12 protein-coding genes and 1 pseudogene are annotated in these 15,265 nt (G+C 68.2%); 9 read left to right on the forward strand and 4 right to left on the reverse strand.

Annotated elements, in window-relative coordinates:
* Positions 1 to 4: 4 nt before the first annotated feature.
* The 4 genes from J3A72_RS17630 to map are packed head-to-tail and all read right to left on the reverse strand — an operon-like array spanning position 5 to position 5,425.
* Entirely contained in the window at positions 5 to 871 is an 867-nt protein-coding gene (locus J3A72_RS17630; protein ID WP_075075666.1) for a hypothetical protein, read from the reverse strand.
* A 2-nt stretch (positions 872 to 873) separates the two neighbouring features.
* Positions 874 to 1,953, reverse strand: a complete 1,080-nt coding sequence (dapD, locus tag J3A72_RS17635) for a 2,3,4,5-tetrahydropyridine-2,6-dicarboxylate N-succinyltransferase (protein WP_014646511.1) — start codon at positions 1,951 to 1,953, stop codon at positions 874 to 876.
* Positions 1,953 to 4,580 (reverse strand): [protein-PII] uridylyltransferase, encoded by a 2,628-nt coding sequence (locus J3A72_RS17640; protein WP_075075665.1) that lies wholly within the window; start codon positions 4,578 to 4,580, stop codon positions 1,953 to 1,955. Before J3A72_RS17640 ends, dapD begins: the two co-directional genes overlap by 1 nt.
* A gap of 2 nt (positions 4,581 to 4,582) precedes the next feature.
* The gene (gene map, locus J3A72_RS17645; RefSeq protein WP_014646509.1) at positions 4,583 to 5,425 is read right to left on the reverse strand and encodes a type I methionyl aminopeptidase; all 843 of its coding nucleotides are present in this window, start codon (positions 5,423 to 5,425) and stop codon (positions 4,583 to 4,585) included.
* Positions 5,426 to 5,598: 173 nt separating this feature from the next.
* Here map and J3A72_RS17650 point away from each other — a divergent pair, with 173 nt between their 5' ends.
* The 9 genes and pseudogenes from J3A72_RS17650 (at position 5,599) to J3A72_RS17690 (ending at position 15,179) form a co-directional block, all read left to right on the forward strand.
* A complete protein-coding gene (locus J3A72_RS17650) occupies positions 5,599 to 6,129 on the forward strand; it encodes a spore coat U domain-containing protein (protein WP_032956855.1) in 531 nt (176 codons plus the stop codon).
* A pseudogene (locus J3A72_RS17655) lies at positions 6,129 to 6,877 on the forward strand (molecular chaperone). The gene J3A72_RS17650 and the pseudogene J3A72_RS17655 overlap by 1 nt, the downstream one beginning before the upstream one ends.
* A gap of 7 nt (positions 6,878 to 6,884) precedes the next feature.
* Positions 6,885 to 9,254, forward strand: a complete 2,370-nt coding sequence (locus tag J3A72_RS17660) for a fimbria/pilus outer membrane usher protein (protein ID WP_075075664.1) — start codon at positions 6,885 to 6,887, stop codon at positions 9,252 to 9,254.
* Positions 9,251 to 10,288: a spore coat U domain-containing protein gene (locus tag J3A72_RS17665; RefSeq protein ID WP_075075663.1), complete on the forward strand. Its 1,038-nt coding sequence runs from the start codon at positions 9,251 to 9,253 to the stop codon at positions 10,286 to 10,288. The genes J3A72_RS17660 and J3A72_RS17665 overlap by 4 nt, the downstream gene beginning before the upstream one ends.
* Positions 10,289 to 10,440: 152 nt before the next feature.
* Positions 10,441 to 10,656 carry a hypothetical protein gene (locus J3A72_RS17670; protein WP_041863203.1) on the forward strand — a complete coding sequence of 72 codons (216 nt, stop codon included), beginning with the start codon at positions 10,441 to 10,443 and terminating at the stop codon, positions 10,654 to 10,656.
* Positions 10,656 to 11,354: a pilus assembly protein gene (locus tag J3A72_RS17675; RefSeq protein WP_049403809.1), complete on the forward strand. Its 699-nt coding sequence runs from the start codon at positions 10,656 to 10,658 to the stop codon at positions 11,352 to 11,354. The genes J3A72_RS17670 and J3A72_RS17675 overlap by 1 nt, the downstream gene beginning before the upstream one ends.
* 220 nt (positions 11,355 to 11,574) lie before the next feature.
* A complete protein-coding gene (gene rpsB / locus J3A72_RS17680) occupies positions 11,575 to 12,381 on the forward strand; it encodes a 30S ribosomal protein S2 (RefSeq protein ID WP_005408748.1) in 807 nt (268 codons plus the stop codon).
* A 125-nt stretch (positions 12,382 to 12,506) separates the two neighbouring features.
* Positions 12,507 to 13,382: a translation elongation factor Ts gene (gene tsf, locus J3A72_RS17685; protein ID WP_032956847.1), complete on the forward strand. Its 876-nt coding sequence runs from the start codon at positions 12,507 to 12,509 to the stop codon at positions 13,380 to 13,382.
* Between the two features lie 258 nt (positions 13,383 to 13,640).
* On the forward strand, positions 13,641 to 15,179 hold the full coding sequence (locus tag J3A72_RS17690; protein WP_075075662.1) for a GGDEF domain-containing protein: 1,539 nt from the start codon (positions 13,641 to 13,643) through the stop codon (positions 15,177 to 15,179).
* Positions 15,180 to 15,265 lie beyond the last annotated feature (86 nt).

The following is a 15,265-nucleotide window of genomic DNA, read 5'->3' on the forward strand; positions in this document are numbered from 1 at the left end:
AATCTCACAACAGGCGCTCGGACACGACCCGGAAAGGTACCCTTGGCAGCTGGAAGGCCAGCCCCTCGTGCAGCGCCACGCCCATCGCCTGCAGACGCGGGCACTGCTGTTCGCCTTCCAGCTGCAGCGGTTGCAGCTGCGCGATGTCCACCGGCAGGGCAATGCGGGTGCTGGCCCAGCGCTGGTCGCAGGTGCGGGCGATGGCCTCGTCCTGGCAGGTCAGCAAGCGCAGCAGGGCCTGGTGGCCGCCGAAGGCCGCCGCCCACCCGGCATCGTCCCAGCCCGCAGCGCCCTGCCACTGCAGGTGCAGCGCCGGCGCACTGCCCTGCCCGCCCTCGATCAGGGTGTACCCACCGCCATCGGCGCGCACCACGTGCGCGAAGCGCACCGACAGATGCGGCTGCATGGCATCGCTGAAAGCGCGCGCGCCGGCGACGAAGGCCAGCTGGTCCATCACGTTGCGATCAAACAGCACCACTGGCGTCCCATCCCGATCGTCGTCACGACGCAGGTACCAGCGCCAGTTGCTCTGCCGGGGAGACGGCATCAGCGAGCGCAGCGGCCCGGCCAGCGCGGGCCCGAAGTGGCCGTGCCGGTAGCTGAGGATGGTGTAGGGCGTGCGTCCGGCATGGACCACGTAGTGATGGCCTGGTGGTGGCATCGGCGCTTGGCGTACGTCGACCCACCAGCTCACGTAGACCACGTCGCGCACATCGCTTAGCAGCGCCGGCATCGGCCAGCGCCGCGACAGCGCGCGGCGCAGCCTGGTCCAGCGTGGAGCGTGCAGCAGGCGCGGCAGCATCCGCCCGAACAGGGTGTCGGACGGATGCTGGTAGATCGCGGACTGCGCCAGATCCTCCGGCGCCGTCATCTTCAGTCAGCCAGGCCGCGCAGCAGGTCGTTGACGCTGGTCTTGCTGCGGGTCTTGGCATCAACCTGCTTGACGATCACCGCGCAATACAGCGAATGGGTACCGTCCTTGCTCGGCAGCGAGCCGGACACCACCACGCTGTACGGCGGAATGTAGCCGTAGGTGACCTCGCCGGTGGCACGGTTGTAGATGCGGGTGCTCTGGCTGAGGAACACGCCCATGCCGATCACGCTGTGGTGGCCGACCACCACGCCTTCCACCACTTCCGAACGCGCACCGATGAAGCAGTGGTCCTCGATGATGGTCGGGCTGGCCTGCAGCGGCTCCAGCACGCCACCGATGCCGGCGCCGCCGGACAGATGGCAGTGCTGGCCGATCTGCGCGCAGGAACCGACGGTGGCCCAGGTGTCGACCATGGTGCCTTCGCCGACATGGGCGCCGATGTTGGTGAAGCTCGGCATCAGCACCACGTCCTTGCCGAAGTAGGTACCGCGGCGGGCGATCGCGCCCGGCACCACGCGCACGCCACCACGGCGGAACTTCGCTTCGTCATAGCCGGCGAAGCGCGATTCGACCTTGTCCCAGAACGGCGCCGGGCGTGCATCGACCACCGCCATGTCGTTGACGCGGAAATACAGCAGCACGGCTTTCTTCAGCCACTCATTGACCTTCCAGCCGCCCTGGCCGTCCGGCTCGGCGACGCGGAACTCACCGCTCTCCAGGCCGTCGATCACGCGGTTGACCAGCGGCTTGGTCGACCCTTCCAGCTCGTGCAGGGTCAAGGTGGCGCGGCGCTCGAAGGCGCTCTCGATGCCGAACTTGAGTTCTTCCACGCCTGGTGCCGACGGCTTGCGCAGCGACTTGCGGGCGATGGTTTCGGCGCGGACGGCTTCGGCGCTCCTGGCCGGGGCCGGCTTCTTCACAGCACGCTTCACTGCAGCCGTTTTCTTCGCCGGGGCCTTCACCGCAGCGGCCTTCTTCGGCGCAGGGGTCTTCTTCGCGGCCGGTGCGGCAGCAGCGGGTTTCCGGGCCGCTGCGCTCTTGGGGGTCGCGGCGGTCTTCTTGGCGGGCTTGGTGGCCATCAGGCGGGGTCTCCGGCGTTTCGATCAGGGTCCAGGCAGGCCAGCATCGCGTCATGCAGCTGCTGCCGGGCAGGTTCAGTCAGGGGGAGGTCGTGTTCGTCACTGATCACGAAGGTGTCTTCGGCGCGTTCGCCGAACGTGGCAATGCGCGCATCATGCACGCGCAGGCCCTGGTTGCGCAGCACGAACGCCACATCGGCCAGCAGGCCGGGACGGTCGGGTGCGACCAGGGCAAATCGGGTTGCGCCCGGTTCATCGCGGAACTCGATGCGCGGGGCGAAGCGGAAGTGCCGCAGCTGCCGCGGTACCACCCGGCGCGACGGCCGCAGGCGCGACAGGTCACCGCTGAGTGCCTCGCGCAGCGCCGCTTCCAGGTTGGCACTGCTGCCATCGGCAAAGGTGTCGGCCGGGTTCACTTCGAAGGTATCGAAGATGGTGTCGGCCGGACCGTCCAGCACGCGCGCGCGATGGATGCCGTAGCCCTTGCGGTCCAGGGTCATCACGATCGCGGCAAACAGGCCATCACGGTCGGGCGAGTGCACGAACACTTCCAGCGCCGGGTCGTCGACGCTGATCCGCCGCACCTTCACCAGCGCCTGGCCCTGCTTCACCGGCACCAGTGCGGCGGCCTGCCAGGCCAGCTGCTCGGGGCGCAGGCGGATGAAGCCCTCATCCGGCATCACCGCGAACTGGCGGTCGATGGTGGCATCGTCGTAACCCTGCTCGCGCACCAGTGCGCGCACGCTGTCACGTGCCTCGGCCACGCGCTCGGCGGCCGGTACCGGGTGCTCCAGCCCCTCGCGCAGCGCGCGCCGGGTGGCAAAGTACAGATCGGCCAGCAGGCGGTCCTTCCAGGCATTCCACAGTTTCGGGCTGGTGCCGGCGATGTCGGCACAGGTCAGCAGGTACAGGTAATCCAGGCGGTCGCGGCTGCCGACCAGGGTGGCGAAGCGATGGATCACCACCGGATCGGCGATGTCCTGCTTCTGCGCGGTCACCGACATGCGCAGGTGCTGTTCGACCAGCCATGCCACCAGCTCGGTATCGGTGCCACTGAGCGCATGCGCCTGGCAGAACGCGCGCGCGTCCACCGCACCCAGCTCCGAGTGGTCGCCGCCGCGCCCCTTGGCGATGTCATGGAACAGGCCGGCCAGCAGCAGCAGTTCCGGCTTGCGCAGGCGCGGCCACACTTCGTGCGCGATCGAGAAGCGCTCGTCGGCGCGGCTGCTGGCGAACTGGCCGATGTTGCGCAGGACCATCAGCGTGTGCTGGTCGACCGTATAGACATGGAACAGGTCGAACTGCATGCGCCCGCTGACCTGGGCAAACGCGGGAATCCACTGGCCAAGCACGCCCAGCCGCGCCATGCGCGAAAGCGTATCGACCGGACGCTGGCCGCGCAGCAGGGTCAGGAACTGCTCGCGTGCATCGGCATCGGCCTGGTCATAGGCCGGCAGCAGCGGCAGCGACTCGGCCAGTGCACGCGCAGTGAGCGAATGCAGGCCGCGTACCTGCGGGTTGTTGGCCCAGCTGGAAAACAGGGCGAACACCTGGCCGATGTCGCCGCGCGGCCAGTCGGCCTCGTTGGCGGCCAGGTAACCACGGCGCAGGGAAAAACCCACGGTCAGCGGCTCCGGCTGGGCCTCGCCGTCGAACTGTTCCTCGAAGCGCTGCAGCAGCCGGTCGCTGATCCGGCGCACCACCAGCGCGGCGCGGTAGAAGCCCTGCATCATCTTCTCGACGCCGAGGTTCTCGGCATCGTCTTCGAAGCCCAGCCGCGCGGCCAGGGTCTTCTGGTAATCGAAACGCAGGCGCTCTTCCGGACGGCGCGCGACCAGGTGCAGGCCGAAGCGCAACCGCGCCAGCACTGCACGTTCGCGCTTCAACGCCGCGGCTTCGTCGGCGCCCAGGTGGCCGAGCCCGACCAGGGCCTCCAGGTCGCGCACGCCGAAGGCACGCAACGCCATCCAGCCCAGCGTATTGAGATCACGCAGGCCACCGGGGCCATCCTTCAGGTCCGGCTCCAGGTTGTCGGCGGTATCGCCGAAGCGCTGGTGGCGGTTGCGCAGCTCTTCCAGCTTGGCCAGGAAGAAGGCGCGTGCCGGCCACAGTTCGCGGTCGTCGATCGCCTCGCGCAGCGCGCGGCGCGCAGCATCATCGGCCAGGATCGGGCGCGCCTCGATCAGCGCGGTCAGCACGGTCTGGTCAGCCGCCGCCTCCCGGCACTGCAATGCAGAACGCACCGCATGGCTGACAGCCAATCCGCAGTCCCACAGTAGCGCGAACAGGCGCGCCAATGCCGCCTCGTGCGCCAGTTGTGCCGGCGGATCGCCGAACACCAGCAGGTCGATGTCCGAACGCGGGAACAGTTCACCGCGGCCATAGCCGCCGACCGCGAACAGCGACAGGCCGCTGTCGGCCGGCAGGCAGCGCTGCCAGGCCAGGCGGATCAGATGGTCGGCAGCGCGCGCGCGCAACGCCAGCAGGCGCTCGATGTTGTCGCCCTGGTCGAAGCGGCGGTACAGGCGCGCGTCGGCCTGCTGCAGCGCCTGGCGCGCGGCAGCAGCCCAATCCGGGTCGTTGAGCGACGCGGCCGGCGTGTCCAGCAGCGAACTCGCCGGCAGCATCTTCAGGAAACCTGCGACTCGCCTGGCGACAGGGTCAGCACGTCCACGCCGGTCTCGGTGACCGCGATCATGTGCTCCCACTGCGCCGACAGCTTGCGGTCCTTGGTCACCACGGTCCAGCCATCCGGCAGCACCTTGTTGTAGCGGGTGCCCTCGTTGATCATCGGCTCGATGGTGAAGGTCATGCCGGGCTGCAGCACCAGGCCCTGGCCCGGGCGGCCGTAATGCACCACCTGCGGCTCGTCGTGGTAGACCTTGCCGATGCCGTGGCCGCAGTACTCGCGCACCACGCTGAAACGCTCGCCTTCGGCGTAGCTCTGGATGGCATGGCCGATGTCGCCCAGGGTGGCGCCCGGACGCACCGCACGGATGCCGCGCCACATCGCTTCGTAAGTGGTTTCCACCAGGCGGCGGGCCATCACCGACGGGGTGCCGACGAAGTACATGCGGCTGGTGTCGCCGTGCCAGCCGTCCTTGATGACGGTGACGTCGATATTGATGATGTCGCCATCCTTGAGCACCTTCCCTTCACTGGGGATGCCGTGGCAGATGACATTGTTGACCGAGGTGCACACGGTCTTCGGGAAGCCGCGGTAGCCGACATTGGCCGGAATGGCACCCTGCACGTTCACGATGTGGTCGTGGCAGATGCGGTCCAGTTCCTCGGTGGTGACACCGGGCTTGACGTGGGGGGTGACGATGTCGAGCACTTCGCTGGCCAGGCGGCCGGCGATGCGCATCATCTCGATTTCCTGCGGGGTTTTCAGATTCACGCTCATGGCACCCATTATCGCCGATCCGGCCGCAATCTGAACGAACGCCGCCCAACTGGCGATCCGGGCCATGCACGATTCCGGCAAGGAAAGTGAAAGCGTGATGGCCTCCACTCTTGCGCCTGCCTATTTATCACGGATTACAGACACTTACGCCTCCTAAGCTGGACCCACTGTCGTCAAAGCGGCGCCGAACGTGCCGTCTTCGCCTTGTTCAACGGACCTTCGGGTCAGGGAGGTTGTCCATGCGATCCCCAGTTCGATCCCCGCTGACATGGGTCATGGCCGGGCTGCTGCTTTCCAGCCCGGCGTTGGCCGCCGACACCACCACCTTCAACGTCACCCTGGTGGTCACCAAGGCCTGCACCATCACGGCGGCGGCCGCCACCAACGTCGACTTCGGCACGGCGGCCTCGACCACCGCCACGCCCACCCTGGGCCAGGGTACGGTGACCGCGCAGTGCTCGGCACTGACGCCCTACACGATTGCGCTGAACGCGGGCGCCAACGCCGGCACCGCCAACGACGTCACCACCCGGCGCATGAAGAACACCAATGCCGCGGTGACCGCCAACAACTATGTCGGCTACCAGCTCTACCAGGATGCCGCACATACCCTGGTCTGGGGCGCCACAACCGGCACCAATACCCAGGCCGGCATCGGCACTGGCCTGGCCGTGCCCTACATCGTCTATGGCCAGATCCTGAACCTGAGCACCAACAACCCGGCCACCGGTAACTACCTGGATACGGTTACCGCCACGATCACCTATTGATGGAGCACGCCCGCATGGCCGGACCCCGCCCGTGGCGCGCCACCGGCGTGGCGCTGCTCGCCCTGTACCTGCTGGCCCCCGCCGGTGCCGGCGCCACCAGCCTGCAGGTCGCCCCGACCAGCCTGCAGCTGGAAGCCCGCCAGCGTGCCGGCGAGCTGTGGCTGACCAACAGCGGCACCTCACCGGTGACGCTGCAGGTGCGCGTGTTCCGCTGGGTGCAGCAGGACGGCCAGGAACAGCTGCTGCCCACCGATGAAGTGATGGCACGCCGCCGATGCAGGAACTGGCCGCCGGCCAGCAGCAGCTGGTGCGGGTGATGCGTCCGGACAGCGAGCCACCGCCTGCACAGCGGCACTACCGGCTGATCGTGGACGAGGTACCCGACCTGGCCACCCGTGCCGAGGGCATGCAGTTCGTGCTGCGCTATTCGATCCCGGTGTTCGTGCAGCCTTCGGCCGGCCGCCTGGCCCCACGGCTGCAGGCGCACCTGGTGAAACTGGCGGACGGCCGCAATGGCGTGGAAGTCGCCAATACGGGCGACAGCTACGCACAGATCGCCGATCTTGCGCTGGGCAGCGCCGCGCGCCCGCGCATTGTCCATCCCGGGCTGCTGGGCTACGTGCTGCCGGGCCAAGTGATGCGCTGGCCGATCGAACGCACGGCGATCGACCGCGACAACGACCAGATCACGGCCAAGCTCAATGGCGAGTCGGAACAGACGCCACTGTCGCCCCCACCGGCTCGCTGAGGCGTTGATGGGCGCGCTGTTGGCGGCCCTGGCTCCCGCGGCGACCGAGGCCGCCGATGTGTCCGGCGTGGCGGCCGTTGATGTATCCGGCGTGTCGGCCGATGCCATCCTGCCTCCCCCGACCCCGCTGACCGCCAGCCAGGCGCTGTACCTGGATGTGTCGCTCAACAGCACCCCGCGCGGCCTGCTGCCATTCACCGAGAACCGCGGCCGGCTGCAGGCCAGCCCCGAAGTGCTGCGCCAGCTTGGCTTCAACGCCAGCGGCGATGCGCCGGTCTACCTGGACCAGATCAGCGGTGCGGTGGTGCGCTATGACGCGCACATGCAGACCCTGGCGCTGGATGTACCACTGGACCAGCTGACCCTGCCGACCACGGTGCTCAGCCGGCCGCAGGCGCGTGCGCCGACCGGCAGTGCCTCGCCCGGCGTGCTGCTCAACTACGACGTCTACGGCAGCCGGGTGGACACACTGGGCAATCTCAGCCTGAGCTCGGAGCTGCGCGTGTTCGGCATCGGCAACGGGACTTTTGAGAACACCGCCATCAGCCGTCGCTACCAGCAACCCGGCGATCGCCGTTGGCGCGGCGAAAGCGTGCGGCTGGACACACGCTGGAGCCTGGATTTCCCGGACAGTGCAACCACGCTGGAGGTCGGTGACTTCTACAGCGGCTTCGTCGACTGGACCCGCCCGGTTCGCCTGGGCGGCCTGCAGATCGGCCGCAACTACGGCCTGCAGCCCTACCGCGTGCTCACGCCCACGCCGAGCTTCCTCGGCCAGGCGGTGGTGCCCTCCACGGTCGAGCTGTATGTCGATGGCCTGCGCCAGTACAGCGGCCAGGTGCCGGTCGGGCCCTTCCAGCTGGCGGCGCAGCCCGGCATCAGCGGCACCGGTAACGCGCAGGTGGTGGTGACCGATGCGTTCGGCCGCATGCAGACGCTGGATTTCAGTTTCTATGGCACCCAGCAGCTGCTGGCCAGGGGCCTTTCGGACTGGTCGGCCGGCGTCGGCCACCTGCGCGAGGACTTTGGCCAGCGCTCCTTCGCCTATGACGATCGCACGGTGGCCAGTGCCAGCTGGCGCGGCGGTGTCACCGACACGTTCACCGGCGAGGCGCATGCCGAAGGCGGCGGCGGCCTGGCCCAGGCCGGTGTCGGTGGCTGGTGGCTGCTCGGCGCCGCTGGCGTGTTCAATGCCGCCTATGCGCACAGCGGCTACCACGGCCTGCAGGGTGGGCAATGGGCGCTGGGCTACAGCTGGAACAACCGTCGCTTCAACGTCAATCTGCGCAGCGTACGCAGCCACGGCGACTACCGCGACCTCGGCGCGCTGCAGGGCAACCTGCCGCCGAGCATCAGCGAGCAGGCCACGCTCGGCCTGGACCTGCTGCGGCTGGGCACGCTCAGCGCCAGCTATCTGCGCCTGCGCTACCCGGATGGAGACGACAACCGCTATGCCAGCCTGTTCTGGTCACGTACCTGGAGCCAGCGCTGGTCGGCCTATCTTTCGGTAAACCAGAACCTGGACCGCAGCGACGACCGCAGCATCTACCTGTCGGTGACTGCCAGCCTGGGCAACAACCGCCAGGCCAGCCTTTCGAGCCAGCGCAACGGCGACAGCCAGAGCTGGGTGGCGGACGTGACCCAGCCAGTGCCGGGCGATGGCAGCGCCGGCGGCGTCGGCTGGCGCGCGCAGCTGCGCCACGGCGAGGACGGCAACGGCGGCCTGGCCGAGGTCGGCATCCTCAACGATGTCGGTCGCTACTCGTTCGGCGCCTCGCGCCAGGGTGGACTCAACTATGCCTACGCCAGCGCCAGCGGCAGCCTGGTGTGGATGGGCGGGCACACCTTCGCCACGCGCGAGGTGTCCGATGCGTTCGCGGTGATCAGCACCAATGGGGTGGGCGGCGTCCCGGTGCGGCTGGAGAACCGCCTGATCGGCGTCACCGATGATCGCGGCCTGCTGCTGGTCAGTCCGTTGCTGTCCTGGCAGCGCAACCGGGTCTCGATCGACACCCTGGACCTGCCCGAAGACATGCGCGCCGACCGCATCGAGGACTGGGTGACCCCGCGCCAGCGCGCCGGCACCCGCGTGACCTTCCAGCTGCGCTCGCGGCCGTCACTGAGCCTGACCCTGCTGGCAATGGACGGCCAGCCTCTGGAGGTCGGCAGCGAGGTGCGGTTGCCCGATGGCCGCCAGGCCACGGTCGGCTACGACGGCCTGCTCTATCTGGAAGACGTTGCCGCCGGCAGCGTGCTGTACGTCACCACCAGCCGCGGCCCCTGCCGCGTGAAAGTGCCGGACTTGCCCAAGGTGGTGGCGTCCGGCGCACGGCCGAAGCCGGCGCCGCAGCAGTGCATCCCGGAGGTGGCGCCATGAGGGTGCTGCTGCTCGTCCTGCTGCTCTGGGCCGGCCTGCTGGCAGCGGCGCCCGCCGGTGCCACCGCGGTCTGCACGGCGGTCGCCAATCCGACCCTGCCGTTCGGCAACATCAACAGCAATGCACCCGGCCCGAGTACGGCCAACCTCAACATCACGGTGACCTGCACCACCGCCGCGCTGAGCCTGCTGGCCACCACCGGCGTGCGCGTCTGCGTGGGCATCGGCGCAGGCAGTGGCGGCGGCAGCAGTTCCACCTTCCGCACGATGGTCACCTCCAGCAGTGACACCCTGAATTTCCAGCTGTACAACAACGCCAGCTTCGGCCAGGTCACCGGACTGGTGCCGCGCGGCACGCCACCTGCGCAGGAACTGACCATGACCTACAACGTGCCGCTGGTGACGGGCGGCAGCGGTGCGCAGTCCATACAGCTGTTCGGGCAGATCCCGGCCAACCAGATCCTGGCCTCCGGCGCGTACAGCAGCACCTTCAGCGGGGCCAACGTGGTCCTGACCTGGGCCTGGAACGAAGTCCTGCTCGGTACCGCCACCGTGCCCGCCACCTGCAATGGCGGCGCCACCGGCACCAACAGCGCCAGTGCAGCCTTCAGCTTCACCGCCACCGCCAACGTGCTGCCGCAATGTGGCAGCTACGTCACCACCACCATGGACTTCGGCAACGTCACCGGCGGCATTCCGGCCAACATCGACCGGACCGCCACCCTCACCCTGACCTGCCTGAAGAACACTGCCTTCCAGGTCGGCCTCAACAACGGCCAGAACAATCCCACCGCCACCACCACCCGGCGCATGGCCACCACCCTCGGCGGAAGCACCTATTACCTCGCCTACGAGCTCTACCGGGACTCGGCGCGGAGCCTGCGCTGGGGCAATACCCTGACCGTCGACACGGCCAGCGGCACCGGTACCGGCAGCGCGCAGCAGCTGACCATCCATGGCCGGGTGCCACCGGTCAGCGGCCAGCCGCCGGCCGGCACCTACAACGACCTAGTGACGGTGACGATCACCTACTGACCGGCGTGCCGACCAACGGTCGGCACCCACCGGACGAAGGCCGTGCCGAGCGCCGGCTCGGCGCTACAGTTCCGGCACATCCCGCCGATACCGCGCAGCAAGTCTTTCAGCATGGTGGATGGCAGGTGGTTCGCACATTCCTGATCGGGGCAATGCTGGTCGCCAGCCTGCCGGCGTGGGCCGAACCCAGCAGCCCCCTGCAGATCCGGCTGACCGTGGTTGAATCCTGCAGCGACGATGGCGGCGGCATCCGCTGCCCGGCACCGCACCAGCGCAGTGACGCACCCCAGGCCCCGCGCCAGGTCCGCGAGCTCGCACCACCGGCGACGGACGAGAACGCAACACCCTCCGTGACCCTCATCTACTGATGCGCGCGTTGCTGATCCTGCTGGCACTGCTGCTGGCACTGCCTGCCGCAGCGCTGGAGCTGTTGCCGACCACCCTGCAGCTGCCGGCCCAGGGCGGCAGCGCCGAACTGTGGTTGCACAACCCCGGGCCCGGCCGCTGGCAGGGCCAGGTGCAGGTGCTGGCGTGGGATCAGCAGCTGGACGCCGAACGACTGCACCCCAGCGACCAGATCCGGGTCAGCCCGGCGCGGCTGGACCTGGCCCCCGGCAGCACCCAGCGCGTCTGGCTGTTGCCAGGCGATCCGCCAGCGGCGGCCGCTGAACAGGCCTATCGGGTCGTACTGGCACCGACGTTGCCGGGGTTGCCGCGCTATTCGCTGCCGCTGTTCCGCGGCCCAGCGGGGCCAGCACTGCAGGCCCGGCTGCTGGGCCGCGTCGAGGCCCACGGGTCTCTGGCCGTACTGCGACTCAGCAATGCCGGTACCCTGCACGGCCGCCTGCACGATCTGCGCTTCATCACGGCGGACGGCCAGGCAACGCTGCTGACGGCTGGCCTGGCCGGCTACATTCTGGCGGGCCATGAACGCCGCTGGCCCCTGCCTGCCCGCGCCGATGGCTATGCAGGCGGCCGCTTCCAGGCACGCCTGCAGGACGGCCGCGAGGTCGATCTGGCCGCAACTGACCCTGCAATTGCAGCAAGCGCCCCCAGCGGGCTATAATCGACCGGATTCCTGCCGCCAGCGTGCGCGCGAACCCGTCCACACCGGACGTCACCGGTGAATCCACACCTGCTGCCCCCATCCGTGCCGGGGTGCTCCGCAAGGAGTTCGGCCACGGAGGCAACAGGGAAGCCCAACCCCGGAACCGATCGCGCTTCCACGCGTCCCGCATACCTATCCCCGCGGGCGGAATCGCTGGTTCCATATCAGGAGTATTGCAATGCCCCAGGTCACCATGCGTCAGATGCTGGAAGCCGGCGTCCACTTCGGCCACCAGACCCGCTACTGGAACCCGAAGATGGCTCCGTACATCTTCGGCGCCCGCGGCAAGATCCACATCATCAACCTGGAAAAGACCGTCCCGCTGTTCAACGACGCGATGAACTTCATCTCGTCGGTTGCCCAGAAGCGCGGCACCGTCCTGTTCCTGGGCACCAAGCGCAGCGCCCGCGAAACCATCAAGGAAGAAGCCGAGCGTTGCGGCATGCCGTTCATGAACCAGCGTTGGCTGGGCGGCACCCTGACCAACTTCCGTACCGTCAAGCAGTCGGTTGCCCGCCTGAAGGAACTGGAAGCCGGTGAAACCGACGGCACCTTCGAGAAGCTGGTCAAGCACGAAGTGCTGGGCCTGCGTCGCGAGCGCGACAAGCTGGAAGCCTCGCTGGGCGGCATCAAGGACATGAACCGCCTGCCGGACGCCATCTTCGTGATCGACATCGGCCACGAAGACATCGCGATCAAGGAAGCCAAGAAGCTGGGCATCCCGGTCATCGCCGTGGTCGACACCAACTACAACCCGGAACTGGTTGATTACGCCATCCCGGGCAACGACGACGCCATCCGCGCTGTGCAGCTGTACGCCCGCGCCGCTGCCGACGCCGTGCTGGAAGGCAAGGCGGCTGCCCCGCACGCCGCTTCGGTGCGCGAGGAAGAATTCGCTGAAGCCGCTGCTGAAGGCGAAGAGAAGCCGGCCCGCCGCGCTCCGGCCAAGAAGGCTGCCAAGAAGGGCGACGACGCCCAGGCCTGATCCAGGCCCCGGGTGGACGCCCGGCGTCCACCCTCCCTGCACGCAGCCATCGGCGCGTGACAGGACCGTGTCACACGGGCCGGCCACCATGCCGGCCCAACCCCTTTCTTTCGTGAGGTAATCCCGTGGAAATCACTGCTTCCCTGGTCAAGGAACTGCGCGAGCGCACCGGCGCCGGCATGATGGAATGCAAGAAGGCGCTTACCGAAGCCAACGGCGACATCAACGCCGCTGCTGAAGCCATGCGCAAGTCCGGCGCCGCCAAGGCCGACAAGAAGGCTGACCGCGTGGCCGCCGAAGGCCGCCTGGGCCTGGCCCAGGACGGCGGCAAGGCCGTGCTGGTCGAAGTCAACTCGGAAACCGACTTCGTCGCCAACGATGACAACTTCAAGTCCTTCGTCAACGCCGTCGCCGCTGCTGCCCTGGCATCGGGCGCCAACGACGTCGAAGCCGTGAAGGCCGCCACGCTGGCCGACGGCCGCACCGTCGAGGAAGCCCGCGCCACCGCCGTGCAGACCCTGGGTGAGAACATCCAGATCCGCCGCATGGTCAAGGTCGACACCACCGGCAACATCGGCGCCTACGTCCACACCAACGGCAAGGTCGGCGTGCTGGTCGACCTGATCGGCGGCGACGTCGAGCTGGCCCGTGGCCTGGCCATGCACGTGGCCGCGCTGAAGCCGCCGCACAACAAGGCTGCGGACGTCCCGGCCGAGTTCGTCGAGAAGGAAAAGGAAATCGAGCTGGCCAAGATGACCGATAAGGACAAGGCCAAGCCGGCCGACATCCTGGAAAAGATCATCAGCGGCAAGATCAACAAGATCGTCAGCGACGTGACCCTGTACGGCCAGACCTACGTGCTGGGCGACACCACCGTCGAGCAGGTGGTCAAGGCCGCCGGCGCCGACGTGGCAGGCTTCAAGCTGCTGATCGTCGGCGAAGGCATCGAGAAGGTGGTGGAAGACTACGCCGCCGAAGTTGCCAAGGCGATGCAGGTCTGATTCCAGCCTTCCGGCTGTGAAGCGACCAGAAGGAGCCGCGGGAAACCGCGGCTCTTTTTTTATGCATGGACCCAGGGATCAACCCATGGCCCACCGGTGGGTGCGCACCGTTGGTGCGCACAACCGGCACCTTTGCGTTGCGCGCGAATCAAGCCGATACTCGGCGCAGGGAATCCACAGTCATTTAGCAGGAACGAAAATCGCGGACTGTGATGCATTCCTAGGTATTCTTGTCCTAATGGAATTGAACGACCCGACATGCCTCCCGAGCTGACAGCTGCCCTGGCGCTCTGCCGCAACCTGCCTTCGCCACCCGGTATTGCCCTGCGCATCATCGAACTGGCCCAGGACCCGGAAGCGGACATCGCCACCGCTGCCGACATCATCGCCATCGACATGGCGCTGAGCGCTCGCATGCTGCGCATCGCCAATTCGCCGCTTTACGCCAGCCGCCGCCGGATCGAGAACCTCGGCCAGGCGCTGACCATGCTGGGCCTGAACGCCACGATCAGCCTCGCCCTCGGCTTCACCGTCACCCAGGGCCTGACCGGCGGCCCCGGCGCCGACCACGACCTGCGCCAGCGCGCGTGGAAGCGCAGCATCCTCAGCGCCCTGGCTGCCAGCCAGCTGGGCCAGGCGCGCGGCCTGCGCCGGCTGGAAGAACTGATGCTGGCCGGCCTGCTGCAGGACCTGGGCGTACTGTGCCTGGCCCAGGCCGAGTCGGAGCGCTACCTGCCGCTGCTGCGCGAGGCACGCGACAACATCGACCTGGTCGCCCGCGAACGCGAGGAACTGGGCTGCAGCCATGCCGAAGTCGGCGCGTGGGTGGCCGAGCAATGGGGCCTGCCCCGCTACCTGGTGGAGAGCATCAGCCACAGCGAGGACGAGGACGCCGCCGAATCGCCGTTCCAGGCCTGCGTGCAGCTGTCCGGCGCGGTGGCCGACATCTGGCTGGACAGCGACGCCGACGCCGCGCGTGAGCGCGCCCTGCAGCAGGTGCACGACCGCCTGGAGCTGGACAGCGCGCGCTTCGACCAGGTCCTCGCCCGCATCAGTGAAGCCCTGCCCGACATCGCCAGCCTGTTTGATGCCGGCCTCAATTCCCCGGCGCGGGTGCGCGAGCTGATCGATCACGCGCAGGAGCTGGCCACGCTGCGCAACCTGCGCGAACTGCAGGACGCCGACCAGGCACGACGCCGCGCCGACGAGTTCGAGGCGCGCGCCAAGCGCCTCGCCGACCAGGCCCATCGTGACGCGTTGACCGGCGTGCTCAACCGCCGCCAGCTGGAAGCGGTGCTGGAGCAGGAATTCCTGCGCGCCGGCCGCCAGGGCTGGCCATTGTCGGTGGCCTTCATCGACCTGGACGACTTCAAGAAGATCAACGACGCCCACGGCCACCTGACCGGCGACGAGGTACTGCGCGCCTTCGCCGGCAAGCTGCAGGGCCAGCTGCGCAACAGTGACACCGTCGCCCGCTTCGGCGGCGAGGAATTCGTCGCGCTGCTGCCAAACACCAGCGAAAGCGTGGCCCTGGACGTGATCCGCCGGGTGCTGGCCAACATCGTCGCCACGCCGATGGCCGAGCTGGAGGGCGGGCCGCTGTTCGTCACCTTCTCCGCCGGCGTGGCCACCCAGGGTGGGTACGAGCGCTTCGCCGACGTGCAGGACCTGCTGCGCGCAGCCGACGACGTGCTGTACCGCTCCAAGAACCTGGGCCGCAACCGGGTGATCGCCCGCTCGCCAGGTGCCCTCGGCCACGACGAGCTGTCGGCCACCGCTGGCGCCGAGCTGGGCTGAACGGGAAGCCCCGTTTGACCGGGGCGAACGACCGGATTCTGCGCCGCAGTGCACAAAACACTTTGGCACGACGCCGCATGCGCGTA

The sequence above is a fragment of the Stenotrophomonas sp. PvP093 genome (assembly GCF_017876915.1).
Lineage (GTDB): Bacteria > Pseudomonadota > Gammaproteobacteria > Xanthomonadales > Xanthomonadaceae > Stenotrophomonas > Stenotrophomonas muris.

What these genes read in the sequence shown, in the direction of transcription:
- J3A72_RS17630 (WP_075075666.1), bottom strand. Translation starts at nt 871, where the DNA reads ATGACGGCGCCGGAGGATCTGGCGCAGTCCGCGATCTACCAGCATCCG.
- dapD (WP_014646511.1), bottom strand. Translation starts at nt 1,953, where the DNA reads ATGGCCACCAAGCCCGCCAAGAAGACCGCCGCGACCCCCAAGAGCGCA.
- J3A72_RS17640 (WP_075075665.1), bottom strand. Translation starts at nt 4,580, where the DNA reads ATGCTGCCGGCGAGTTCGCTGCTGGACACGCCGGCCGCGTCGCTCAAC.
- map (WP_014646509.1), bottom strand. Translation starts at nt 5,425, where the DNA reads ATGGCCCGGATCGCCAGTTGGGCGGCGTTCGTTCAGATTGCGGCCGGA.
- J3A72_RS17650 (WP_032956855.1), top strand. Translation starts at nt 5,599, where the DNA reads ATGCGATCCCCAGTTCGATCCCCGCTGACATGGGTCATGGCCGGGCTG.
- J3A72_RS17660 (WP_075075664.1), top strand. Translation starts at nt 6,885, where the DNA reads ATGGGCGCGCTGTTGGCGGCCCTGGCTCCCGCGGCGACCGAGGCCGCC.
- J3A72_RS17665 (WP_075075663.1), top strand. Translation starts at nt 9,251, where the DNA reads ATGAGGGTGCTGCTGCTCGTCCTGCTGCTCTGGGCCGGCCTGCTGGCA.
- J3A72_RS17670 (WP_041863203.1), top strand. Translation starts at nt 10,441, where the DNA reads ATGCTGGTCGCCAGCCTGCCGGCGTGGGCCGAACCCAGCAGCCCCCTG.
- J3A72_RS17675 (WP_049403809.1), top strand. Translation starts at nt 10,656, where the DNA reads ATGCGCGCGTTGCTGATCCTGCTGGCACTGCTGCTGGCACTGCCTGCC.
- rpsB (WP_005408748.1), top strand. Translation starts at nt 11,575, where the DNA reads ATGCCCCAGGTCACCATGCGTCAGATGCTGGAAGCCGGCGTCCACTTC.
- J3A72_RS17690 (WP_075075662.1), top strand. Translation starts at nt 13,641, where the DNA reads ATGCCTCCCGAGCTGACAGCTGCCCTGGCGCTCTGCCGCAACCTGCCT.